Genomic DNA, 12,917 nt, shown 5'->3' with positions numbered 1-12,917 from the left:
TCTGTCATTCGTGTGTAACATGCATGCAGCAGAAGCCGACTGTTCGATTTAATGGAACAGGAGGCTTCCCATGACGTTTCGTTTTACTTCGGCCGGCCTGATGGCTGTGCTGCTTACTTCCGTCGCCTTGCCTGCTGCTGCTGATCAGGTTTTCAACCGCATTGCATCTTTCCCGGTGGCGCTAAACCTGCCCAAGGACAAGGACGCCAAAACGGTATCGTCTGCTGAGATCATCGCGGCCAGTGAAGACGGCAATACACTGATCTATTCCGACAGCCCGCTGGGCGGCATTGGCTTTATCGACATTACCGATGCCAAGGCACCGAAGGCTGGTGGTGCCCTGTTGCTGGAAGGTGAACCGACGTCGGTCGCCGTTGCTGGAACCAAGGTTCTGGCCGGTGTGAATACCTCTGAAAGCTTCACAAAGCCATCTGGCAAACTGGTGACTGTCGATATCGCCAGCAAAAAGATAGAAGCCAGCTGCGATCTGGGCGGTCAGCCTGATTCTGTCGCCATTTCCCCAGACAAGACATTTGCCGCCATCGCGATTGAAAATGAACGCGATGAAGACGTCAATGATGGTGCATTGCCGCAGATGCCGGCTGGCTATCTGGTCACGGTTGCCCTAAAAGACGGCGTTGCCGATTGCGCCACCGTCAAGCACATTGACATGACTGGCCTGGCAGATATCGCACCGGAAGATCCAGAGCCGGAATTCGTTTCCATCAACGCGAATGGCGACATTGCCGTGACGCTGCAGGAAAACAACCACATCGTGATTGTTGATGGCAAAGCCGGCACGGTCAAAAGCCACTTCTCCGCTGGCACGGTTGACCTGGAAGGCATCGACACCAAGTCGGACGGCGCCCTGAAGTTCACGGACAAGCAGGAAGCCCGTAAACGCGAACCTGACGCCATCAAGTGGCTGGGCACAGATCGTGTTGTCATCGCCAATGAAGGCGACTGGGAAGGCGGCGCACGCGGCTTCACCATTTTCGACACAGCTGGCAAGGTCCTCTATGAAGCTGGCGCTTCCTTGGAACATGCCGTCGCCAGTATCGGCCACTATCCCGAGAAGCGTTCGAGAGCCAAGGGCGTAGAGCCTGAAGGTCTTGAAGTCGCAACCTTTGGCGATGACCGCTTTATCTTCGTTCTGTCCGAGCGTAGCTCTGTGGTTGGCGTTTACAAGGATACCGGCGCAGAACCTGAGCTGACACAGCTTCTGCCATCCGGCATCTCTCCAGAAGGTGCTGTGGCGATCCCTGGCCGCAATCTGCTAGCAACTGCCAACGAGGCCGATCTGGTCGAAGATGGTGGTGCCCGTTCGCACGTCATGTTGTTTGAGCGTGCAGAAGGCGAGGCGGCCTATCCGCAGCTGGTATCGGCAACGGTAGACGGCGCGCCAATCGGCTGGGGTGCATTGTCCGGTCTGGTCGCTGACGCTGAAAAGGATGGCATCCTTTATGCGGTTTCCGATTCCGTGTATGGCATGCAGCCATCGATCTACACGATCGACGCAACCCAGAAACCTGCTGTCATCACCTCTGTCTTGCGCGTGAAGCGTGATGGTCAGCCTGCCCAGAAACTCGACATCGAAGGCATCACTCTCGATGGCAAGGGCGGTTTCTGGCTGGCATCGGAAGGCAACAGCGAAAAGCTGCTTCCGCACGCACTTTACAACGTCAACGCCAAGGGTGAGATCAAGGCCGAGATCGCACTGCCGAAGGAGTTGCTTGAGGGTGAGACCCGTTACGGCTTTGAAGGTGTGACCGTTGTGGGCGAAGGCGACGACGCCACCCTGTGGATGGCTGTGCAGCGCGAATGGGGCAAAGACGAGAAGGGCTTCGTGAAGCTCGTCTCCTATAACCCGAAGGCCAAGGAGTGGGGCGCTGTGCGTTACCAGCTCGACAAGCCTGAAGCCGGTTGGGTTGGCCTGTCGGAAATCTCTGCCCATGGCGACCACGTCTACATCGTGGAACGCGACAACCAGATTGGTGATACCGCAGCCATCAAGAAGCTGTACCGCGTTGCAAAGGCTGACCTGAAGCCTGCCAAGATCGGTGGCGAGCTGCCTCTCGTGACCAAGGAACTGGCCCATGACTTCCTGCCAGACCTTAAGGCGCAGACCAATGGTTACACCGTCGACAAGCTGGAAGGCTTTGCCTTCGACAAGTCTGGCAAGGCTTACGCCGTGACCGACAATGACGGCGTGGATGATTCCTCGGGCGAAACACTGTTCTTTGCAGTGGACCTCAAGGGCACCAACTGATTTTTAACGCACTAAAAAACGGCCGGACACCAAAATGTCCGGCCGTTTTTGTTTTGGAGTGAGAAAATTCGGGCCACTGACGACGAATCGCATCCTGACGTCAGGACTCAGACGTTGATGTGCTCCGGCAAACGGGCATCAATCCACGCCACCATGTCGTCCAGTACGCGTTCCTTCCCCAGATCATTGAGAAGATCATGGAAATGCCCCTCGTAAAGTTTGAGGGTTTTGTCGCTGGAGCCTGCCGTTTTGTAAAAAAACTCGCTGCCGCTTGGCACGGTCGCTTTGTCAGCAGTGCCATGCAGAATCAGCACGGGAAGTTTTATGGTCGGAAATTCCCGCTTCAAATGTTCATCGGCACGCACCAGAGCAGCAACTGTCGCAGCTGGCTGTGTTTCATTGGCAATCAATGGATCGGCATTGAGAATACGTACAGCCTCGCCATCGCGTGAAAAATCTTCATTTTTCAGTTTGAGCACCGGTAGGCGAGGGAAGAACCCACTTAAAAACTTGGTGATTCCAAGAACGAAATTGGGGGCGGGCACTTTGAAAGCAAAACTTTCGCAGATCAGGCCGGCCAATCCATCCTGCATTTCCAGAGCGTACGAACATGAAACGACGCCGCCAGCGCTGTGACCCAGCAAAAAAGTCGGCAGATTCGGATTGCGGGACTTCGCCAGATCAATGACGATGCCGAGATCGGCGACATAATCGGCGATATTATCGACATAGAATCGCGGTCCATCGGATTTCCCTCGGCCGCGTAAGTCGAGTGCGTAGACAATAAAGCCTCTTTGCATGAATTTTTCGGCGGCCCAAATATATTGGCCGCCATGAGAATTCACGCCGTGGCAAATCACTACGACGGCCCGAGGCACAGAATCGGGTTTCCACGAGCGTACGAAGAGTCGCAGCCCGCCTGTTGTTGATAAAAATTCTTCCTGAAATGCACTGCCTTCCATCTGCGTCATCGGAAACTCCCGTGGTCAAGGCGTGGGAATTGACCTTTATCACGGGAGCAACGACGAGCGAAGCGCAAAAATACGCGCTATGATTGCGATGGTGGAGCGAAAAAAACGATGCGGTCAGCGAGTAGGTGCGTTTCTTATTCTTCGTCGGACAAAAGGCCGTCATACACCTCGAGCAAAGCAGCGGTTATTGCGGCACCGAGTGCATTTGCTGCCTCGCGAATGGTCTCTTCACTGCTGTCGCGCGCTGCAATCGCCAGGGATGAGCCCTCAACGGCAATGATCTCCTTGGCGCGTTCGATTGCCCACAGGCCGAAATCACCACGATTGTCGATTGAGATAGTGTCCATGTTGATAATTCCCGTTGGTTGTTTTTTCTGACCAAGCGGAAAACAATACGCCACGAATAAATGGCGACATTCAAGATACTTAAAAGGGGAAATAAGAAGGAAAATGGTGGGCGATGAGAGACTCGAACTCCCGACATCCTCGGTGTAAACGAGGCGCTCTACCAACTGAGCTAATCGCCCTTCGCGTCTTGCGAACCGTTTGTTGTGTTCGCCGCGTCGGTGGCTGTGATCTATGCGGATCAGAAAAAAAGCGCAAGTCCCCTTTGTGAAGTTTTTTCAAAATTTTCTGATTTCGCTGTGCGCAATTGCGTAACATCCCGAGAAAATAAGGGTTTTTCCCTATCAGAAAAAATTCAAGAAAATTTCACTCTCTATAGGACGCCCAAATTAGGGGAGGGCTGTGGATAAAATCGGCCGTTTGGGACAGATTTTGGAAAGAAAAAAACGAAAGCGTATTTTTTGTCATGAAACCTGTTGACACCCAAACATGAACCCCGTAGTTAGCCGCTCACGGACAGTCGAGGCTGCTTCGTTAGGCAGGTTTCTGCTGAATAAGGATTAAGCGGGTGTAGCTCAGTTGGTTAGAGTGCCGGCCTGTCACGCCGGAGGTCGCGGGTTCGAGCCCCGTCACTCGCGCCATCCTTTCCTCGAAAAACGCAGATGAAAATCTGCAATGCGCGGGTGTAGCTCAGTCGGTTAGAGTGCCGGCCTGTCACGCCGGAGGTCGCGGGTTCGAGCCCCGTCACTCGCGCCATTTATTTTTTAAATGTCCCCTCCATCGTTGTTTACGCGCTCGTCTCTCCAGAGGCTGTTGCGTGCTTTGCGCGTTGCGCGCGGTTCACATGAATCGCGTATGCCGCCCAATATTTCCTTCCTTTTTTGCTCATATTTCCGTTATGCAAAATGTGCTTTTTGCAGTGCAATTTCCAGCAAATTTCTCACCTTTGTGACTTTGTTTTTTGTTTGGCGGAATATTCATTTTTTTTAAGTATTTAGCGGTATCCAAAGGGGTGGGTGCCAAGGTAGTGTATCGTTATTGTTGCGAAACGATGCGGCAACCGGGTTGAAATGATGCAGAAACTCTTGCAGAGAGAACCCGGCTGCGCTAACGACTTTGGCGTTGCAACATGATTTTTGTCCTTGCAGACGGTTTGTCGCAAGGGATTGTCCGGCGCTCGGCTCGGACAGGGAAGAGTACGATGACTGAACTCCTCAGTTCCTATATTCCGATTGCAATTTTCATTGGTATCGCGCTGGTCATCGGACTGGCGCTGCTTATCGCGCCATTCGCAGTTGCTTATAAAAATCCGGACCCGGAAAAGCTGTCTGCGTTCGAGTGCGGTTTCAATGCCTTTGATGATGCACGTATGAAGTTCGACATTCGCTTTTATCTGGTGTCGATCCTATTCATTATCTTCGACCTTGAAGTTGCGTTCCTGTTCCCGTGGGCGGTGTCCTTCGGTGAGCTGGGCTGGTTCGGCTTCTGGTCCATGATGGTGTTCCTCGGTGTTCTCACCATTGGCTTCATCTATGAGTGGAAGAAGGGAGCTTTGGAATGGGCGTAGGTCAAGACAACACGACGCTGGTTGCTCCGAAGCCGAAAGGCATTATCGATCCGTCGACGGGCAAGCCTGTTGGCAGCAACGATGCGTATTTTACCGAAATCAACGACGAACTGGCCGACAAGGGCTTCCTCGTCACATCGACCGACGAGCTCATCACCTGGGCCCGTACCGGTTCGCTGATGTGGATGCAGTTCGGTCTGGCCTGTTGCGCTGTTGAAGGCCTGATGCAGGCTTCTGGCCCGCGTTACGATCTTGAGCGCTTCGGTGTTGCACCGCGTGCGTCACCGCGCCAGTCGGACGTTCTGATCGTTGCCGGTACGTTGACCAACAAGATGGCTCCGGCTCTGCGCAAGGTCTATGACCAGATGCCTGAGCCACGTTACGTCATCTCGATGGGTTCCTGCGCCAATGGCGGCGGTTATTACCATTATTCCTATGCTGTGGTGCGCGGTTGTGACCGTGTCGTCCCGGTAGATATTTACGTTCCGGGCTGTCCCCCCACGGCAGAGGCGCTGCTTTACGGCGTGCTTTTGTTGCAGAAGAAGATCCGCAGAACCGGAACGATCGAGCGTTAAGGGCAAAGGACAGTACGAATGAGTGAAGCTCTTACCGATCTTGCTGCCTATGTTAAGGAAGCACGTGGTTCGTTGGTTGAGTCTGCCGATATTGCTTTCAGCGAACTCACCCTGAACACAACGCCGGCCAATGTTATCGCACTGCTGACCTTCCTGCGGGATGACGTCCAGTGCGGTTTTATCAACATTATCGATATCTGCGGCGTTGACTGGCCGCGCCGCGAAAAGCGTTTCGATGTTGTCTATCATCTTCTGTCTCCGCGTCAGAACCTGCGTGTGCGGGTGAAGCTGCAGGTAGCGGAAGACGAGGGCGTTCCATCCTCGACATCCGTGTTCATGGGTGCGGAATGGTTCGAACGCGAAGCATGGGATATGTACGGCATTCCGTTTGAGGGCCATGCCGACCTTCGTCGTATTCTCACCGATTACGGCTTTGAAGGCCATCCGCTGCGCAAGGACTTCCCGGTTACCGGATTTGTAGAAGTACGTTACGATGACGTACTGAAGCGCGTTCTGTATGAGCCGGTCGAGTTGAAGCAGGAATTCCGTAACTTCGACTTCCTTTCTCCTTGGGAGGGAACGGATTACGTTCTTCCGGGCGACGAGAAGGCGAAGCAATGACGACCGAAACAACGCGAGAGCAGGGGCAATGTCTTTGCGGCGCCGTTCGCTTCGAGGCACAGGTTGGTGCCCGGGAGGTCGGTGTCTGCCATTGTTCCATGTGCCGTCGCTGGTCCGGCGGCGTCTTTCTTGCGGTTGAATGCGAAGGTGTGACGTTTGCAGACGAAAAGGCGCTTGGCGTCTATTCGTCTTCTGAATGGGGTGAGCGGTGTTTCTGCGCGTCATGCGGCAGCACCCTTTTGTGGCGTTCCAAGGATGGTGCGCACACGGCCGTTTCCGTTCAGGCATTCGAGAACCCTTCCGATTACCGGCTCGTTTCGCAGATTTTTATAGACGAAAAGCCTGATTGCTATTCATTCACCCAGGCCACGAAGAACATGACCGGTGCCGAATTCATCGCCATGGTCACGTCGGCGGAGCAAAAGCATGACTGAACATAATGTTCGCAACTTCACCATCAACTTCGGCCCGGAACACCCTTCCGCGCACGGCGTGTTGCGTCTTGTTCTTGAACTGGACGGTGAAATCGTCGAGCGCGTCGATCCGCATATCGGTTTGTTGCACCGCGGCACGGAAAAGCTGATCGAAACCAAGACCTACCTTCAGGCCGTGCCGTATTTCGACCGTCTGGACTACGTTTCGCCGATGAACCAGGAGCATGCCTTCGCGCTTGCTGTTGAAAAGCTTCTCGGCCTTGAAATCCCGATGCGTGGTCAGTTGATCCGCGTGCTGTTTTCCGAAATCGGCCGCATCCTGTCGCACATCATGAACGTCACCACGCAGGCTATGGACGTTGGCGCCATGACACCGCCGGTTTGGGGCTTCGAAGAACGCGAAAAACTGATGGTGTTCTATGAGCGTGCCTGCGGCGCGCGCATGCACGCAGCCTATGTTCGCCCAGGTGGCGTACACCAGGATATCCCGCCAGAGCTGGTCGATGATATCGGCAAATGGTGTGACCCGTTCATTACCGTTCTCGACAACATCGAAGGCCTGCTGACCGATAACCGCATCTACAAGCAGCGTAACGTCGATATCGGCGTTGTGACGCTGGAAGACGCGTTCAACTGGGGCTTCTCGGGCGTTATGGTTCGTGGTTCCGGCGCTGCCTGGGACCTGCGTCGTTCGCAGCCTTACGAATGTTACTCCGATCTGGAGTTCGACATTCCTGTCGGCAAGAACGGTGACTGTTATGACCGTTACCTCATTCGTATGCAGGAGATGCGCCAGTCGGTTCGCATCATGAAGCAGTGCGTTGAGCTTCTGCAGGGCAAGCACCGCGTTGGAGCCGTATCGGCGCTTGACGGCAAGGTTGTTCCGCCGAAGCGCGGCGAAATGAAGCGTTCGATGGAAGCGCTCATTCACCACTTCAAGCTCTACACCGAAGGCTACCACGTGCCAGCCGGTGAGGTTTACGCCGCCGTTGAAGCACCGAAGGGTGAGTTCGGCGTCTATGTTGTTGCCGACGGAAGCAACAAGCCTTACCGCTGCAAGATCCGCGCTCCGGGTTTTGTGCACCTGCAGGCCATGGATTTCCTCTGCAAGGGCCACCAGCTCGCCGACGTGACGGCTGTTCTTGGTTCTCTCGACATCGTGTTCGGGGAGGTCGACCGCTAATGCGTCTGCCACTGGCATATATGGCTGTTCTGTTGTCCGGCGCGTCTGCTGCATTTGCACAGACATCGGACAACATGAGCTCTGCATCCAGTGGCGGCGTTTCCACCATTCGAGGACTTCTGTCCGCAGGCTACGAGATCAAAGCCTCGGTGCCCAACGGCAAGAAGTTCATTGTATTTTTGCAAAAAGACAAATCGGCTTATGCCTGCGAATTCGCCACGGTGGTGGAGTCGCGGTGTGAGCCGTTAAACTGATGAGGCGTGAGCTAGTATGTCCGTTCGTCGATTAGCCGAAGATCAGGTCCAGCCTGTCAACTTTGCCTTCAATGAGGCAAATGCTGCATGGGCGGAAAAGACGATCCAGAAATATCCGGAAGGCCGTCAGCAGTCCGCAGTGATTCCTCTTTTGATGAGGGCTCAGGAGCAGGATGGCTGGGTTACCCGTGCCTGCATCGAGCAGATCGCTGACATGCTGGATATGCCCTATATCCGCGTACTGGAAGTTGCGACCTTCTACACCCAGTTCCAGCTGAAGCCTGTTGGTACGCTCGCGCACATTCAGGTGTGCGGTACAACGCCGTGCATGCTGCGTGGTTCCGAAGCGCTGATGGATGTCTGCCGTCACAAGATCCACCATGATCCGCTGACACCAAACGCCGAAGGCACGCTGTCCTGGGAAGAAGTTGAATGTCAGGGCGCCTGCGTTAACGCACCAATGGTTATCATCTTCAAGGATGCCTATGAGGATCTGACGCCTGAGCGTCTGGAAGAGATCATCGACGCGTTTGAAGCAGGCAAGGGTGACACCATCACTCCCGGCCCACAGATCGACCGTCATTTCTCGGTACCTGAAGGTGGCCTGACCTCGCTGACTGAAGAAATCAAGCTGGTTCGTACCAATCTTGAAGCTCCGGCTGCTGCACCTGCTGAAGCCAAAGCAGATACGGCACAGGTTCCGCCGTCCAATGCGGCAAAGCCTAAGACGGATGCACCTGAAACAGATCCAAAGCTGAAGACACCTCTTACTGCCCCAAAGGCAGCCGAGGAAAACGTCAAGGCAGCCGAGAAGGAAGCAACTGGCGTAGATACGAAGTCTGAAAAGCCTTCTCTGGACGACAAGAATCGTCCTGCCGCCGTTGCAAAGCCTGAAACTCCGGATGATTTGAAGCTGATTTCGGGCGTAGGTCCGAAAATCGAATCCATTCTGCATGACATCGGCATCTTCACCTTCGCGCAAGTTGCGGGATGGAAAAAGGCCGAACAGGAATGGGTTGATGGCTACCTGAATTTCAAGGGTCGTATTGTGCGGGACGATTGGGTCCGCCAGGCCGAGGCGCTCGCCAAAGGTGGCGAAGCCGAATACATTAAAGTCTTCGGCAAGAAGCCGCGGTAAGAGGTGACGTATGTTAAAAGATCAAGATCGCATCTTTACCAATATCTACGGCCTTAAGGACAAGTCCCTGAAGGGCGCGATGTCGCGTGGCCATTGGGATGGTACAAAGATCCTTATCGAAAAGGGCCGTGACTGGATCATCAATGAGATGAAGGCCTCCGGCCTTCGTGGTCGTGGCGGCGCTGGCTTCCCGACAGGTCTCAAGTGGTCCTTCATGCCGAAGGAAAACGACGGCCGTCCACATTATCTCGTGGTCAACGCCGACGAATCCGAACCAGGTACCTGCAAAGACCGTGAAATCCTGCGCCATGACCCGCATACCCTGATCGAGGGTTGCGTTCTGGCCGGTTTCGCCATGGGTGCCCACACGGCTTACATTTATGTTCGCGGCGAATACATGCGTGAGCGTGAAGCGCTGCAGGCCGCTATCGATGAATGCTACGACGCCGGTTTGTTGGGTAAAAACAACAAGAACGGCTGGGACTTTGATGTTTACGTGCATCATGGTGCCGGTGCCTACATCTGCGGCGAGGAAACAGCACTTCTGGAAAGCCTTGAAGGCAAGAAGGGCCAGCCACGCCTCAAGCCGCCATTCCCGGCCAACATGGGTCTTTATGGCTGCCCGACCACCGTTAACAACGTTGAGTCGATTGCAGTTGCGCCAACCATCCTGCGCCGTGGCGCTGCATGGTTCTCCGCCATCGGTCGTCCAAACAATGTCGGCACCAAGCTGTTCATGGTGTCCGGTCACGTCAACCGTCCTTGCACGGTCGAAGAAGCCATGGGCATTCCGTTCCGTGAGCTGATCGAGCGTCACTGTGGTGGTATCCGCGGCGGTTGGGATAACCTGCTGGCCGTTATTCCGGGCGGTTCTTCCTGCCCGGTCGTCAAGGCCGAGGATATCATCGACGCACCGATGGACTTTGACGGCATGCGTGACGTGAAGTCGTCCTTCGGTACGGCTGCTGTGATCGTGATGGACAAGTCTACGGATATTGTTAAAGCCATCTGGCGTCTGGCTGCTTTCTACAAGCATGAAAGCTGCGGCCAGTGCACGCCTTGCCGTGAAGGTACAGGCTGGATGATGCGCGTCATGGAGCGCATGGTGAAGGGCAACGCGCAGAAGCGCGAAATCGATATGCTGCTTGAAGTGACCAAGCAGATCGAAGGCCACACCATCTGCGCGCTGGGCGATGCGGCTGCATGGCCAATCCAGGCTCTGATCCGCAATTTCCGTCCGGAAATCGAACGGCGTATCGATGAATACACCTACAGAGCCATGGATCATGGCGCTGTATTGGAAGCTGCTGAATAATCGGTTTCGATTGTGCAGGGCAGGGTGCCGGTAATGATACCGGTGCCTTTGACAAAATGAAGCATGAAGCGCAGTTCGTTTGCGCTATTGCGATGAGGATTTGTCGCGGAACGCAAAGAGTGCGGGACGGACAGGCAACAGGACGTAAGTAGAACCATGGCAAAGCTCAAGGTTGACGGTAAAGAGATCGAGGTTCCGGATCATTTCACGCTGTTGCAAGCGTGTGAGGAGGCTGGAGCTGAAGTTCCGCGCTTTTGTTTTCACGAGCGTTTGTCGGTCGCGGGTAACTGCCGCATGTGTCTTATCGAGGTAAAGGGCGGACCGCCCAAACCTGCCGCATCCTGCGCCATGGGCGTACGCGATGTGCGTGGCGGCCCGAATGGCGAACTGCCTGAGATTTTCACCAACACACCTATGGTCAAGAAGGCCCGCGAAGGTGTGATGGAATTCCTGCTGATCAACCACCCGCTGGATTGCCCGATCTGTGACCAGGGCGGCGAATGCGACCTTCAGGACCAGGCTATGGCCTTCGGTATTGCTGGTTCGCGTTATGCTGAAAACAAGCGTGCGGTTGAAGACAAGTATATTGGACCGCTCGTCAAGACCGTGATGAACCGCTGCATTCACTGCACGCGTTGCGTTCGCTTCACGACGGAAGTGGCTGGTATCGCTGAACTCGGTCTGATCGGCCGCGGTGAAGACGCTGAAATCACCACCTACCTCGAGCAGGCAATGACCTCCGAGCTGCAGGGTAACGTTGTTGACCTGTGCCCGGTTGGCGCGCTGACCTCCAAGCCGTTCGCGTTTACGGCGCGTCCGTGGGAACTGAACAAGACTGAAACCATCGACGTGATGGATGCTCTGGGTTCTGCCATCCGCGTTGACACCCGTGGTCGCGAAGTGATGCGCGTTATGCCGCGCGTCAACGAAGCCATCAACGAAGAGTGGATTTCCGACAAGAGCCGTTTCATCTGGGATGGTTTGAAGACCCAGCGTCTCGACCGTCCTTACGTTCGCCAGAATGGCCGTCTCGCACCAGCATCCTGGGGTGAGGCCTTTGCCGCCATCAAGTCCGCAGTGTCCGCCGCAAGCGGCGACAAGATCGGCGCGATCGCTGGCGACCTGGCATCGGTTGAAGAAATGTTCGCGCTCAAGTCGCTGCTGGCGTCGCTTGGTTCAGCCAATGTCGATTGCCGTCAGGACGGCGTTGCTCTTAACCCGGCGCTCGGCCGTTCAAGCTACCTCTTCAATGCCACCATCGAAGGTATTGAACAGGCTGACGCATTGCTGATCGTTGGTGCCAACCCACGTTACGAAGCTGCCGTGCTCAACGCACGCATTCGCAAGCGCTGGCGCCGTGGCGGTTTCCCGATCGGTCTGATCGGTGAAGCTGGTGAACTGCGCTACTCCTATGACTACCTCGGTTCCGGCACAGACACGCTGAAGGAATTGGCAGATGGTTCGCACAGCTTCGTTGAAAAGCTGAAGAACGCCAAGAACCCGCTGATCCTCATCGGCCAGGGCGCATTGTCGCGCGCTGATGGTGCAGACGTTCTGGCAGCTGCTGCCAAGCTTGCCGTTGCTGTTGGCGCCGTCTCCGAAGAATGGAATGGCTTCTCGGTTCTGCACACCGCAGCATCACGCGTTGGCGGTCTGGATCTCGGCTTCGTGCCGGGGCAGGGCGGTGTTGCCGCTGCTGAAATGGTATCGTCGATGGACGTTCTGTTCCTGCTCGGCGCAGACGAAATCGACCTGTCGGCCAAGGCTGCGAAGTTCACGGTTTACATCGGTTCGCATGGTGACAACGGCGCAATGAACGCCGACGTGATCCTGCCTGCTGCTGCCTACACCGAAAAGTCCGGCATCTGGGTCAACACAGAAGGCCGCGTTCAGATGGGCAACCGCGCCGGTTTCGCACCGGGCGACGCTCGTGAAGACTGGGCAATCCTGCGTGCGCTTTCCGACGTTCTCGGTCACAAGCTGCCGTTCGATTCGCTGTCTGCCCTGCGCGCACAGCTTTATGCTGCCCACCCGCACTTCGCCGGTCTCGACGAAATTGCAGCCGGCAGCGTATCCGATATCGAAGCTCTGGCCAAAAAGGCCGGTAAAATGAACAAGTCCGGGTTTGCTTCACCCGTGAAGGACTTCTATTTGACGAACCCTATTGCGAGAGCGTCCGCCGTGATGGCTGAGTGCTCCGCATTGGCCCGCAACAATTTCAAGGCTGCGGCAGAGTAAGGCAGGA

12 protein-coding genes and 3 tRNA genes are annotated in these 12,917 nt (G+C 55.3%); 12 read left to right on the top strand and 3 right to left on the bottom strand.

From position 1 onward, the window contains the following. Positions 1-70 precede the first annotated feature (70 nt). Positions 71-2,269, top strand: coding sequence for an esterase-like activity of phytase family protein (locus tag HGO37_RS07600; RefSeq protein WP_250982804.1), 2,199 nt, complete (start codon positions 71-73; stop codon positions 2,267-2,269). A gap of 107 nt (positions 2,270-2,376) precedes the next feature. On the opposite strand, the gene HGO37_RS07595 is transcribed toward HGO37_RS07600, so the two are convergent. The 3 genes from HGO37_RS07595 to HGO37_RS07585 form a co-directional block, all read right to left on the bottom strand. Continuing rightward, positions 2,377-3,240, bottom strand: a complete 864-nt coding sequence (locus tag HGO37_RS07595; RefSeq protein WP_250982803.1) for an alpha/beta hydrolase — start codon at positions 3,238-3,240, stop codon at positions 2,377-2,379. Positions 3,241-3,374: 134 nt separating this feature from the next. Next, entirely contained in the window at positions 3,375-3,587 is a 213-nt protein-coding gene (locus tag HGO37_RS07590; RefSeq protein WP_250982802.1) for a hypothetical protein, read from the bottom strand. 104 nt (positions 3,588-3,691) lie between these two features. Then, a tRNA-Val gene (locus HGO37_RS07585) sits at positions 3,692-3,767 on the bottom strand. 382 nt (positions 3,768-4,149) lie between these two features. Here HGO37_RS07585 and HGO37_RS07580 point away from each other — a divergent pair. The 11 genes from HGO37_RS07580 (at position 4,150) to nuoG (ending at position 12,910) form a co-directional block, all read left to right on the top strand. After that, positions 4,150-4,226 (top strand) — tRNA-Asp (locus tag HGO37_RS07580). Between the two features lie 38 nt (positions 4,227-4,264). After that, a tRNA-Asp gene (locus HGO37_RS07575) sits at positions 4,265-4,341 on the top strand. A 445-nt stretch (positions 4,342-4,786) separates the two neighbouring features. Then, positions 4,787-5,152 (top strand): NADH-quinone oxidoreductase subunit A, encoded by a 366-nt coding sequence (locus tag HGO37_RS07570; protein WP_192487554.1) that lies wholly within the window; start codon positions 4,787-4,789, stop codon positions 5,150-5,152. Beyond that, positions 5,143-5,727 carry a NuoB/complex I 20 kDa subunit family protein gene (locus HGO37_RS07565; RefSeq protein WP_192487555.1) on the top strand — a complete coding sequence of 195 codons (585 nt, stop codon included), beginning with the start codon at positions 5,143-5,145 and terminating at the stop codon, positions 5,725-5,727. The genes HGO37_RS07570 and HGO37_RS07565 overlap by 10 nt, the downstream gene beginning before the upstream one ends. A gap of 18 nt (positions 5,728-5,745) precedes the next feature. Next, on the top strand, positions 5,746-6,348 hold the full coding sequence (locus HGO37_RS07560) for an NADH-quinone oxidoreductase subunit C (RefSeq protein ID WP_250982801.1): 603 nt from the start codon (positions 5,746-5,748) through the stop codon (positions 6,346-6,348). Further along, the gene (locus HGO37_RS07555; protein ID WP_192487557.1) at positions 6,345-6,782 is read left to right on the top strand and encodes a GFA family protein; all 438 of its coding nucleotides are present in this window, start codon (positions 6,345-6,347) and stop codon (positions 6,780-6,782) included. Before HGO37_RS07560 ends, HGO37_RS07555 begins: the two co-directional genes overlap by 4 nt. Beyond that, positions 6,775-7,965, top strand: a complete 1,191-nt coding sequence (locus tag HGO37_RS07550) for an NADH-quinone oxidoreductase subunit D (RefSeq protein ID WP_250982800.1) — start codon at positions 6,775-6,777, stop codon at positions 7,963-7,965. Before HGO37_RS07555 ends, HGO37_RS07550 begins: the two co-directional genes overlap by 8 nt. After that, positions 7,965-8,219: a hypothetical protein gene (locus HGO37_RS07545; protein ID WP_192487559.1), complete on the top strand. Its 255-nt coding sequence runs from the start codon at positions 7,965-7,967 to the stop codon at positions 8,217-8,219. The genes HGO37_RS07550 and HGO37_RS07545 overlap by 1 nt, the downstream gene beginning before the upstream one ends. Positions 8,220-8,235: 16 nt before the next feature. Then, positions 8,236-9,357 (top strand): NADH-quinone oxidoreductase subunit E, encoded by a 1,122-nt coding sequence (locus HGO37_RS07540; RefSeq protein WP_250982799.1) that lies wholly within the window; start codon positions 8,236-8,238, stop codon positions 9,355-9,357. Between the two features lie 10 nt (positions 9,358-9,367). Then, entirely contained in the window at positions 9,368-10,672 is a 1,305-nt protein-coding gene (gene nuoF / locus HGO37_RS07535; RefSeq protein WP_250982798.1) for an NADH-quinone oxidoreductase subunit NuoF, read from the top strand. 156 nt (positions 10,673-10,828) lie between these two features. After that, complete coding sequence (gene nuoG, locus HGO37_RS07530) at positions 10,829-12,910, top strand: NADH-quinone oxidoreductase subunit NuoG (RefSeq protein ID WP_250982797.1); 2,082 nt, start codon at positions 10,829-10,831, stop codon at positions 12,908-12,910. Positions 12,911-12,917: the final 7 nt, after the last annotated feature.

The organism is Rhizobium sp. CG4 (genome assembly GCF_023701965.1).
Classification (GTDB): domain Bacteria; phylum Pseudomonadota; class Alphaproteobacteria; order Rhizobiales; family Rhizobiaceae; genus Agrobacterium.
Note: the sequence above shows the minus strand (reverse complement) of the source record. Positions and strands in the feature narration are given on the sequence as shown.